General features: G+C 34.4%; 6 protein-coding genes. 1 reads left to right on the top strand and 5 read right to left on the bottom strand.

Going from position 1 to position 11,970, the window contains the following annotated elements; all coding sequences use genetic code 11:
* Positions 1-31 precede the first annotated feature (31 nt).
* The 5 genes from DNC80_RS10250 to DNC80_RS10230 all read right to left on the bottom strand — a co-directional run bounded on the left by DNC80_RS10250 (position 32) and on the right by DNC80_RS10230 (position 5,928).
* Positions 32-394 carry a hypothetical protein gene (locus DNC80_RS10250; RefSeq protein WP_182651139.1) on the bottom strand — a complete coding sequence of 121 codons (363 nt, stop codon included), beginning with the start codon at positions 392-394 and terminating at the stop codon, positions 32-34.
* A gap of 30 nt (positions 395-424) precedes the next feature.
* Positions 425-1,642, bottom strand: coding sequence for a restriction endonuclease subunit S (locus tag DNC80_RS10245; RefSeq protein WP_182651138.1), 1,218 nt, complete (start codon positions 1,640-1,642; stop codon positions 425-427).
* A gap of 2 nt (positions 1,643-1,644) precedes the next feature.
* Positions 1,645-2,406: a DUF3307 domain-containing protein gene (locus DNC80_RS10240; RefSeq protein WP_182651137.1), complete on the bottom strand. Its 762-nt coding sequence runs from the start codon at positions 2,404-2,406 to the stop codon at positions 1,645-1,647.
* The gene (locus DNC80_RS10235) at positions 2,399-3,037 is read right to left on the bottom strand and encodes a hypothetical protein (protein WP_182651136.1); all 639 of its coding nucleotides are present in this window, start codon (positions 3,035-3,037) and stop codon (positions 2,399-2,401) included. The genes DNC80_RS10240 and DNC80_RS10235 overlap by 8 nt, the downstream gene beginning before the upstream one ends.
* Positions 3,038-3,144: 107 nt before the next feature.
* Positions 3,145-5,928: a DEAD/DEAH box helicase family protein gene (locus DNC80_RS10230; RefSeq protein ID WP_182651135.1), complete on the bottom strand. Its 2,784-nt coding sequence runs from the start codon at positions 5,926-5,928 to the stop codon at positions 3,145-3,147.
* Between the two features lie 1,331 nt (positions 5,929-7,259).
* On the opposite strand from DNC80_RS10230, the gene DNC80_RS10225 reads away from it, so the two are divergent.
* Positions 7,260-11,888 carry an FG-GAP-like repeat-containing protein gene (locus tag DNC80_RS10225; protein ID WP_182651134.1) on the top strand — a complete coding sequence of 1,543 codons (4,629 nt, stop codon included), beginning with the start codon at positions 7,260-7,262 and terminating at the stop codon, positions 11,886-11,888.
* The last annotated feature ends 82 nt before the right edge of the window (positions 11,889-11,970 follow it).

Raw genomic sequence — 11,970 nt, 5'->3', positions numbered from 1 at the left:
AACATATTATTAATATAAGTTGTATTGTAGATTAATTTAAAAAACTGTAATCTCCTGAATTTAAATATTTTAATTCACTTAATTTCTCTGTATAAAATATCTGTGTCATCATAAAATTTAAAGAATTAAAATGCCTAAATTTAAAATTTTCCATTTCTTTAATACTTTCCTCTACATCAAATAAGATGTTTTTAATAATACCTTCTGTCCAACTCTCTTTTTCACCATCAAGTAACACTGTTAATACTATATTCTGATCTTTTTTATCTTCAAATTGTGGCAAGTATGTAATTATTACTACAGCTTTTTTACTATTTATGGAAGCTTCGTAAACTTCAACAAACCCATTTTCATATTGACCTCTATCTGTAATTTTATTCCAAGTATAATTCATATTTATTTTTTTTAAAAAATTTATTTCTTTTTAAACCAATTTACCATCAAATGCTTTTTTCAATATACTCTGCCTCAATGCCTCGGCTTGTTGCAGACTTTGAGTAATACTTTCCTCCATTTTATCTGCTACACTCAAACGGCTTTCAATTTCTTGAACGATTTGGTGTTGTTCTTCGAAAGGAGCAAGAGGAATATTTACTTTTTCTAGAATATCAACATTTATATTTTTTTGTGCAGTTGCTGGCGCTAATTCTTCTAACTTTTGCTTAAAAGAAATAAAGAAATAATTAAGGTATTTATTAAATAGAATATTTTTTTTTGAAAGTAAACCAACAACACTATCAGGGAAACAAGCATCAAAATTTAATATAGCTGTTTCTCCAATATTGGCGGCAATAGTAATACATAAAGTGCCTTTAGGCCAAAGCTTACTTTGAGCTAACCCTATTTCACTGTAAGTTTGAGAATACTTTTTGATATAGCCACCATTTGCATTTCTAATATCTCCCGTTTGTATAAAAGGATAATTTCCACCATATAATTCCGGAGCGTTTCTAGGTCTATTTTTTGATTTTCCTCTTTTGACTTCACAAACTTCTTTTAAGCTTACATTCTCCCACCCCTTCGGCAACACTCCATCCTTAACTTTCTCATTCGTCAATTTCCCTTCAAAAGCCCATTTTAACACACTTTGTCTGTAAGTTTTAAGTTGTAGTTGCGCGGTTTTTAAATCTTCAATGCCTTTGTCTAACTCGCTAAACAATTCTTCTATTTTAGAGATAATGGCTCGTTGGGTTTCGAGTGGGGGAAGAGGTATTTCATAGTTCAAAATAAATTTTGTAGAAACCCTTGGAAGATTTACCCCTGAGGTGTTATCCGACATTTTATTGACAAAAGTTGTACTAAACATAATAGGATGCAGATATTTTCCTATGCATTCTTCAGATAATTTTAAAACTAAAATATCTGTAGAGCAAACACCTTCTTCTTTTGATAAATATACTTTATTTAAGTTTGGCCTTAATTTACCATAAAGTATATCACCCTTAGAAAATTTATTTTTAATTGTTATAATTTTCTCTAAACCTACTTTTGAAGTTAATTTTCCGGTATGCTTTTCAATATGTTCAAGTCCAATGTAAAAAATGTCTTCTGGCTTAACAGGAGCATGTTTTTGAGTAGATAATGTTACAATATCTCCTAGTTTCACCCATTTCCAATCCTTCGGTAATTTATTTTGTGACATAATTAGTTTAGCAAGATATATTTAAGAATAACTCCCAACAAAATAGTAACTCCATAACTCGCCATCGTGCCCAGTAATACATATTCGCTCCTAACACCTTCATTTTTGGCCGAAAAACGAATGATACTTTTTCCGGTGATTAAAAATCCAATGGCTTCGTATTGTTCCAATAAAACAAAAGTCAAGATGATGATGCGCTCAAAAATCCCTATCCATAAGCCGTTTCTGTCGCTCTTGGGTTCTGTGTTTTGTTCTGGATTAGTGATGTTATCGTCAGGCGTTTGGGTTTGTATTTTTTTGGTCGCCAGTCCTATTAGATAACCTAAAGGTGTCGTTACAAGTAGGTAGCCCATAAGGATGACGCTCCAATTGTATTGTAAAAAAGGAAGTTGCAGGGTTTGCAGTACTTCGGCAAAAAGGTTTTGGTTCATCGTCCAAACAAGCACGATAGTCACAAAGTGAACGCCTTGATCGGCAAGATACAAATAGGTTTCTTTAATTTTTGCGGTCTTTTTTAGACTAATCTTTATGCCATCTGTCACATAATGTAAAAAGGTCAAAAGTAGTGCTAATTTCCAATTTGCCGTGAAGGCTATGGTCAAGATAAAAACAATTCCAATATGCTGCATCATTGCTTTGGAAAGCCATTCTTTATTTTTCACCATTTTTTTAGTTTGGAATATAAAATCGGCCAATAAATGGGCAACAATAAGGCGTACCAATAAATTACCTTCAGTGGCGGTGAACAATTCAATACTATTCATTTGCATATAATTTTTCAAAAAAGTTAGTATATTCGGTTATGACAGACCAGTTTGCCGCATTTGAATGTTGGTTTATAGTAGATTGTGAAAGTCGAAGCTTTTCGGCTATTTCGTTTTCGGTTAAATCTAAAAGTTTATAAAACAACACGATACTTTGCATAGCAGTCATTTTATCTATAAAAACATCCAGCATACGACTTTCAATTTTTAAAAATTCTTTATTCTTATCATTGCTATCAATACTAAAGGTCTGTTTTGTTTTTTTAATAGTTTCTAAACCTCTTCCCGAAAGATGATAGGCTTCTCCATCAGATTCAGCCATTGTTTCTTCTTCAAAATCTTCTTCGCCTATTCCTATCGACATTCTAATGTCATATTTTTGTTTGCTTGTATTGTAATCTATTGACTTTACCCAAAGTTTAATTAGTAATCCAATTATACAGGCTTCCTTAATTTTAGTGATTTTCATTTGAAATTCATCTCCTCTATTTCTTTCAAAATTAAAGTCAAAAGAGCTTTGAATAAATTTGATTCCTTCCGTTATATTTTTGTACAAATTCAATCTTTCTGTTGCTTCTTTTTTAGAAGAAAGAATAACATCTGCTGTAATGATAGCTACTTTAGTTTTCATATCAAAAAGGTTTTAAAGCTCAAATATCGGTAAAAAAGCCGATAAATAAAAAATATCGGTAAAAAAACCAATAAAACCAAATTATTGGTAAAAAAGCCGATAAATGGTTAAGCAGCTAACACTTCATTTAATTCATTAATAATTGCGTCCGTTTCTTCACCAAACAACTGCCACATTTTGCTTAATCCGCCTTCTGCATTAAAAGGGCTTAAATCAAAATCGTCTCTGTCTATACTAAAACTATTGGCTACATAGTCTTTCATCATACGTAACCATTGCATTTGCGCTTCAGTAAACTTTAAGGTTCCCGCTTGTTTCTTGAACACCCAATCCTGAAAATTCTTGTCTACTGTTTTGTCATAGCTAGTTACCATACTGTCTATACCCACCACACGGCGTATCAGGGAAACCAAAGCAATCAATTCACTTTTGGTCGAGCCATTGGTTTTTTCTAGTTGTTCATAAGCACGCCAAACGGCTAATGGTGCCAACAAGGGTTTTTCGGTTTTTAGTTTTTCGCTTAGATCTTTTATCATTTTATAGGTAAAAGTACGGTGGCGGTAGTCTTGGGCATAGAAAATTTGCAAAGCCGTGATTTCATCTTTGTTGCCTTCTATCCAGTTCTTAAAATCGGTTATGGTGGTAGTTGCCGCTTCGTCTTGGTCTTTTACCCAACCTATATTACTAATCGTATCCATATTGACCACATCAATAATCTGGTCGTATTGTTTGCGGATATCCACAATGAAATCACGCAAATCAGGATTATGAAAAACAGCAACCGCATCATCAATCAGCTGCTTTTTGCCTTTGGCTATAGCCGCATCAATTTCTACAGGAGGAAATCCTCGCATAGCGCCTTTGGTTGTTTGTTCTACTTTTTCAATTGTATCTGGATCATAGGCATGAAGCAATTGTTTTACAATATGATTGATTGTAAAACCATTGGCTTGCTCAGCAAACTTGAGTTTGTCTTTTTCGGATAGTTGGCGTTCCAAACGAATCAGTCGATTGGCAAGGGTAGTCAACATATCCTCGGAAGTGTTTCCCATTGCCACATTGGCCAAAACATCCTTCAACGAAACACCGGGCGCTTTTTCTAATGGTCGGCTATCGGTTTTTTGAGAATTTTCGACACCAATGGCATCAATAATCACAAAATGGTCTTTACTAAATTTTGCCGAAGGGGTTCCCTTGGCTTTCAATTCTTCTACAGAACAGGTTCTGGTCCCACGGCCTTTCATTTGTTCGTAATAAGAACGGCTTTTTACATCTCGCATAAACAGCAACACTTCAAGCGGTCTTATATCCGTTCCGGTAGCAATCATATCTACCGTTACCGCAATACGAGGGTAATAATCGTTACGAAATTGCTGCAAGACTGATTTAGGGTCTTCCTCACTTTTATAGGTTATCTTTTTACAGAATTTATTTTCTTCTCCAAATTCCTCCCGAACCATTTCGATAATGTCTTCGGCATGGGAATCGGTTTTGGCAAATACCAATAGTTTAGGCACTTCAAAGACACCATTTTCATCCACACGATCGGGAAACATAGCGGGTAAATTGTCTTTGACTGCTCTTATAATGGTGCGAATGGTACTTGGGTTTACAATGTCATTGTCTAATTGTTTGCCTGAATAAACTTCGTCTTCATCTATGGCTTCCCAGAATTTCTTGCGGGTAAGTCTTTTTCGTTTGTCTACTTTTTCACCCAGTTTGATGACGCTGCCTTCTTTGGTAATTTGAGTTTCAACCGTAAATACATTGTAGGGCACTAAAACACCATCAATCACCGCTTTTTCATAACCATAATCACAAACCAAGTTTTGGTTGAAATAACCAAAGGTTCTGTTGTCTGGCGTTGCCGTTAAACCTATTTGAAATACATCAAAATAGTCCAAGACTTGTTTCCACAAATTATAAATACTACGGTGGCATTCGTCAATCACTACAAAGTCAAAGAACTCAATAGGCACTTTTTCGTTGTAACCAACAGGAACAGCCGTTTTGGTTTCAAAAGTTCTTTCGTTAGGATTTTCTTCTTCGGCACTTTCGTCTAAGTCAGTTTCTTTCAAAATAGAATACATCCTTTGAATGGTACTGATATAAACCTGACTGTCGTTAGGAATAAACGAACTACTCAAACGGGTTACACCATACAATTCTGTAAACAAACGGTTGTCTTCACTGGCAGTATAGGAGCGGAATTCGCCTTCGGCTTGTTCGCCTAAGTTTTTGGTATCCACCAAAAAGAGAATGCGTTTGGCTTTGGCATATTTCAGTAAGCGATACACAAATGATATTGCGGTAAAGGTTTTACCGGAACCCGTTGCCATTTGAATCAAGGCTTTTGGTTTTTGCTCTGTGAAAGATTGCTCTAAATTGGTGATAGCAGTAATTTGACAATCACGCAAACCATCAACAGGCAAAACAGGAAGGTCATGTAAACGCGCTCGAAGTGTTTTGGCTTCTTTCGACCATTGCTGAAATGTTTCTGGACGGTGAAAGGTAAATACATTTCGAGAACGAGGTTTTGGATCTCTATAATCGGTAAAACGAGTCACTTCACCTGTGCTTTCATACACAAAAGGCAAAGGATCGTTGTTTAATAATCGGAGTTTTGCGTTGGCATATTGAGACGATTGTTCTTCAACAGAAGTCAAATGAATGCCTTCTTCTTCTCGTTTGGCTTCAATAATTCCAACTGCATTTTTATCAACAAATAAAACGTAATCAGCTGGGCCAATATCCGTTTGATATTCCCTGATGGCAATTCCCAAACCAGCGGCTAAGTTGATTCTTTTCTTATCCTGAATAATCCACCCGCAAGCGATCAACTGTTTGTCGATATTATCTCTGGCAATTTGTTCGGGGTTTTGGTTGATCATTAAATTGGTTAGAATGTTAATCTGGTTTAAAGATAAAAAAAATGTTGGTTTATGAATTATAAACTGTCTTTAAAAGTACGAATATTCATTAAAGCAATAATACTATACATTGTTAAATACCCTTCATGTGAAACCGTAAACTGATAAATTATCGTAATTACATTGTGCAAAATTTAATTTATTTAGAAGTGTTTTAAGCAAATAAACGATTTTTTGTACATTTTTACCATACCCACTTTTAGTGATATTAAGTCACAGCTTTTAGTCTCAAAAAAACTGAAACTAAATCATAACAAGATGAATATTAGTTATTTGATTAATGAAAATGAGAATTAATCCTAAAACAGATAATTTTTTTATCTGTTTTTTCAAATTAGGAATTCTATATTTGAAGTACAACAGATTTATAATTGCACAAATCACTAGCTGCTCTATTGAAAACTGGAAACCAAAAAGTATCTAATTATTGAACCATCAAAATAATTTGAGGTGTTATTTTTACAAAAAAATGCATTCAAACATTAAATCTGATTATCTTTGTAAGCAGAAAAACAAGTTGAAATTATTACTAATTTTTGTTTTGATACTGAACACGAAATTGAACACGATTTTATAAAAAACATATGGTTTTATGGCTCGCAAGCCCAGTAAATACGTTGGAATTTTACGGTCTGCGCAATTCATAACCCTGAGGTCCCGAGTTCAAATCTCGGTCTCGCTACCAAAGCAAAAACCCTAACATCAACATGTTAGGTTTTTTTGTTGGAACTATATTTCGAAAATACAGACTTTAAAACTCTCAAGTGAGGAAAGGGAGTGAGGAATTTTAGAAAAAAATAACTAAATATTATAATCTAGTAAACAGAAAAGGTGTAAATGAAAGTAGTCTTCCTTTATACCTTTTTAACTTTAGTTAAATTACTTTGTATTATGCATCTATTGAAGAATTTAACAATCAAATTAATTACAAAAATGTACCTTAACTTAAACTGCAGGTTTTTTTGCATATCCTGTTTTTAACAACCAAGTTAACTTCAAAAGGAAAAGCTAATTCTTCTATAGTTTGATTTCCCATAAATTGGTTGCCAGTTTTACCTTGCATTCGGAATTAAATTCTTGTGCAGAATTTTCTAATGAAATTATTTCGGGTGGATTGAGCATTTAGAGTTTAATATTTATCTCAAAAATATCTTGTTTTTTTACCGATAAAAAGAAATTTTTCCATTTTTTGGAAATAATTATCAACGCTGAGTAAGTTAAAAACCTAACAATAAAGCCTTTACAACAAAGGCACGTGAATTGATTTCAAGATTTTTATAAAATTATAAATTATGAAAAAAAATCTATTTATTTTAATAGGCCTAATTTTAGGAGTAACTAATATGTATGCGACTGGCGAACCATCCACGTATTTTCAAATTTATGTATCACCTAATAATGATCCCGTAAAAAGAGATGTCTGTCTTATTGTTACCGCCATTTATGATGATACTCAATTTGAAATTATTGATGATGGTGCTGATGGAGATACTGATGACAGTAAAACAGGTACATTGAAAGCTGGTCAAAGCTACATTCTATATATCAAGGACAATGGTATAAACGACGATGCTCGATATGCCTCGGGTGGTGTCCTTAAATGGGATGGAGACTACTTTATTATAAAGACAAACAAGCTGGTTTATGCTTCGCAAAGTACAAACAGTGACTGGCAACACGATTGGGTTCCTAGCGTTGATAAAAGTTCTATAGGTCAAAAATTCATTGTTTATGCTCCAATGATCAGTTCTTCAAATAGGGATATTAATGTATTTGCGTATCAAGACAACACGGTGGTACAATTTCATAAAATATCGACTCAAGCAAAAATTAATACCGGTTTTACCGATGTAGATTCCGAAAATCCAACTTTAATTTTTGATAAAACATTAAACATTGGTCAAGATTTAATTTACAGTTCTGCACTAGGAAGAAATGTTATGATATCTGGCGAAACTTATGTAATTACTTCCAACAAGCCTATAACGGTTCAGTACGGTGCTTTGTTTGGCAACGAAAGAGATGGTGGTGGTTATGTTCCTACTTCAAATGGAAGTTCGTCGGGTGATTTAATGTATTTTGGTGTTCCTTATCAATCGGGAGGTGAACAGGAAATTAGGATTGTGAGCTGGGATGATACCAATACCGTGAAACTAGACCGATACCTCAACGGAAGTTGGGTTCCAGTAAAGAACTTTACTTTAAACAAATCAAAAGCGGGAGATTGGGTTGGTAAAAATGACGGAAATGTTTCCTATAGTACTGTTTTCAGAATTAGCTGTGGTTCCGGTAAAAAAGTTTCTGTTTTTGAAGGCAATTGGTTTGAAACTGGAGCACCAGGAACTTCAGATATGGCAACTATGGTGTCGTCAGATAACGGAACATCGGCAGGAAAAAACTTTTTAACTTATATTCCACCTCCAGGAAATGAAGCAAATGCCGTGAATCCTTTTACAAAATTAAATTTTGCAGGTCAATTTTCACACCTTTATTTATTTTCTAAAAATGGAGCAACAGTTACAGTAAAAGATGCCAACAGCAGCGGGTTAAAGTTCAACAAAACCTATACAATCCAAGCGGGACGTTATGTGGATTGCACTATAAGTTTGGCAGAATGGAAAGCTATCTATAATGGAACAGGTACAAATGTTGGCCCAGACAAACCTTATTTATCGGTGACTAGTGATGCCGATATTTCAGTGATGAATAGCAATTTTAATGATAATTGGATGTGCTATTCAGGTAGTTCCTTGGGACATTCTTTTACGCAAACTAGCACCATCAATGATGATTCGCTAATTCCTGCAGAAAAAGCAACTGTTATTTCTACAATAAAAACCAGCGACGAAGTAACGGAGCCTTCGATAGAGGTTATCGTCCAAGATGGATTAAAAGTTATTGAATCTAAAATTATTGATTCTGACCAAAAAGCCATAGAAGGCAAAATTCAGGAACTTGCAGACAAAACCACTGTAGTTTTCAACGATTTGGCTACACTGAAACCCAACTCGGAGTATAGAGTAGTGACAACTGTAGTTGCAACGGTTGGTGCCAATGATGGTGAGATTTTAAATCAAACCTTAAATTCAACTATTGAAACGATAATTACAGGGAAAGTTAACGGGGAAATTCAACAATCTACGATAGCAAAATCAGTTTCTGTAAACACGAAAAACACGACTAATTTAATCTTCTCCCATTTTGAAGATGCGGTTTTCAATCAAAACACGACCAATTCCTGGACAATCAGTTGGGTTGACATCAACTCCGACGGCTGGGACGATTTGTTTGTCACCGACATGGGATTAACAGTTCCAAATTCTATTTTCATGAACAACAAAAAAGGCGGTTTTACTGCTGGTCAAGTTTTGCCAGAAGCTGGAATTTCGATGAGCAATACTTGGGCAGATGGTGACAATGATGGTGACCCAGATTTATTGGTATTAAACAATACAAGAACTCCAAACAGTTTTTATAGAAATGATAATGGAACCTTGGTTTTAGACGCTTCAAAATCATTTTCTAAAGAGGTTTCCTATTATCACGGTGGTGCTTTTGCAGATTACGACAACGACAATAAAGTCGATTTATTAATGTGTAATTATTTTCCAACGAGATATAATGAATTGCATAAAAACGGAACCAACGGTTTTACCAAAGAAACGGCAACTGCAATTCCGTTAGAAGCGAATTCTTCATTAGGACCAACATGGGCCGATTATGACAAAGACGGATTCATGGATTTATTTGTGCCAAATGGTATTGGAAAAAACAATTCCCTATTTCATAATGACGGAAACGGAACTTTCTCAAAAGCAGATAACATCGTAAATTCTGAGGGAGGAAAATCTGTTGGAAGTTGCTGGGGTGACATAGATAATGACGGTGATTTAGATTTATTTGTAACCAATTCAAACACTTCTAAAAACTTTTTATACAAAAACGTAGGAAATGGAACTTTTGAAAAAATCACGAATTCTATCGTAAATCAAGGCGGAAGCTCACACGGTTGCAGTTTTGCAGACATTGACAATGATGGTGATTTAGATTTATTTGTAACCAATGACCGAATTAGGAAATTCCTATATTTGAATGATGGACTGGGGAATTTTACCGAAAACAGAGACGAAATGGTGACCTACAATTTTGGATTGTCATTTGGTCATTCTTGGAGTGATTTTGACCACGATGGTGATTTGGATTTGGCAGTAGCCACACATTCGAATCAAAAAAATCATATTTTCATCAATAATGGAAATTCAAAAAAATGGTTGGAAGTAAAGTTAAAGGCTACTGTTAGCAATGGTTCTGCTATTGGAGCAAAAATTACTGTTTGGGCCAATAACAAACTTCAATTTAGAGAAGTAAACAGCCAAAGCGGTTTTGGTGGACAAAGCAGTTATACCCAACATTTTGGAATGGATGCTGCAACAATAATCGATTCTTTGGAAATAAAATGGCCAAGCGGAATTGTTCAAATCATCAAAAATGTAGCCTTGAATCAAATTTTGGAAATTTTAGAACCACAGCAAATCAAAGTAAATGGAGTAGTCTATTTCGATGCGAATAATGACGGAATAAAGCAAACTGATGAAACTGTTATTTCTAGGGCTGCAGTCAAAGTATTGCCAAATGAGATGAAAACATTTACAAATACTGAAGGAAAATTTAGTTTTTATACTTCAGAAAACAACATGCAATTAGCCGTTTTAGCCGAAAACGGATTAACAGCTAGTGTTGCGCCATTGAACTTGGATGTTACAACTTATAAAGTTTCAGATGTTCTTGAAATTGCAGCAATTCCAGTTTGTAATGGGACTGACTTGAAATTAAGCATGGGCGGAACTGCTATTAGAAAAGGATACAACAATGGTCAATTTAGAATTGTAGCCACGAATCAATCCCGAAATGTGGCGGAGAACTTCACGATAAATTTTGTTGTTCCAGCGCAAATAACAATTCTAAATCCTTCAATTCCATTAACACAACAACAGTCTTTCGTTGAAAACGGAAAAACTTACATCAAATACACTTGGTCAATAGCCTCCTTAAATCCATTCGAAAATAAGGTGATTACATTCTCGCACGGCAACGATGCTACGGTACTAATAGGAGATTTATTTACCTTCAAAGGAGAAATACTAGCTAATAATCAAGATTGTACACCATTAGACAATACTCTTGAGCAGACCTATTTAGTGTATGGAGCAATCGATCCAAATGACATTTTGGTTTCGCCAAAAGGGTATGGAGAAGAAGGATACATTTTGCCAACGCAAGCATTGACTTATACCATTCGTTTTGAAAATTTTGGTAACTTTCCCGCCCAAAAAGTAGTTGTTATTGATGATTTGGCACGTGAACTAGACATCAATTCCTTTAAACTAATTTCGTCAAGCCACGAAAATGTAAAAACCGAAATCGAAGGACGTACCATAAAATTTGTTTGGGAGGATATGTTTTTAGTGCCATCAAATGACAATGCAATAGACAGTCAAGGATATGTTAGCTTTTCAGTTTCGCCTATTGCAGGTATTAATGCGGAGACAAAGATTGTCAATAATGCTACAATTCAGTTTGATACGTACTTGCCAATAGCTACAAATTCAGTTTTAAATACAATTCAATCTAAATCAGAGGAAATCGAGATGGTGGAATTGCGAACTTTTCCTAACCCGGTTAATGACGTAGTTTACATCAGTTTAAATCATAAAATGGGAGATGAATTCACAAGAAAATTAATTACTAAAGCTGAAATAATATCTTTGCAGGGAATAATCGTTTTAGAAAAACAATTCGATAAACAAGAAGAAATTCGAATAGATTTACCTACTGCTTTACGAGGCATTTATCTAATTAAAATCACAGATAGTGATGATAAAATTTACATCAAAAAAATTATAATAAAAGCCAGGCTCTAAGGCTTGAACTTCTCCATTAAAAAGGGCGCTATTTTAAAAATAGCGCCCTTTTTTGAATTTAAATTAAAACTTTACAATTAGA

The organism is Flavobacterium sp. SOK18b, assembly GCF_014156605.1.
Taxonomy (GTDB): Bacteria; Bacteroidota; Bacteroidia; order Flavobacteriales; family Flavobacteriaceae; genus Flavobacterium; species Flavobacterium tiangeerense.
The sequence above is the reverse complement of the archived record's forward strand: the minus strand, read 5'-3'. Positions and strand labels throughout refer to the sequence as shown.

Excerpts from the sequence above, each read along its gene's own strand:
- DNC80_RS10250 (WP_182651139.1), bottom strand. The coding sequence starts at position 394 with ATGAATTATACTTGGAATAAAATTACAGATAGAGGTCAATATGAAAAT.
- DNC80_RS10245 (WP_182651138.1), bottom strand. The coding sequence starts at position 1,642 with ATGTCACAAAATAAATTACCGAAGGATTGGAAATGGGTGAAACTAGGA.
- DNC80_RS10240 (WP_182651137.1), bottom strand. The coding sequence starts at position 2,406 with ATGAATAGTATTGAATTGTTCACCGCCACTGAAGGTAATTTATTGGTA.
- DNC80_RS10235 (WP_182651136.1), bottom strand. The coding sequence starts at position 3,037 with ATGAAAACTAAAGTAGCTATCATTACAGCAGATGTTATTCTTTCTTCT.
- DNC80_RS10230 (WP_182651135.1), bottom strand. The coding sequence starts at position 5,928 with ATGATCAACCAAAACCCCGAACAAATTGCCAGAGATAATATCGACAAA.
- DNC80_RS10225 (WP_182651134.1), top strand. The coding sequence starts at position 7,260 with ATGAAAAAAAATCTATTTATTTTAATAGGCCTAATTTTAGGAGTAACT.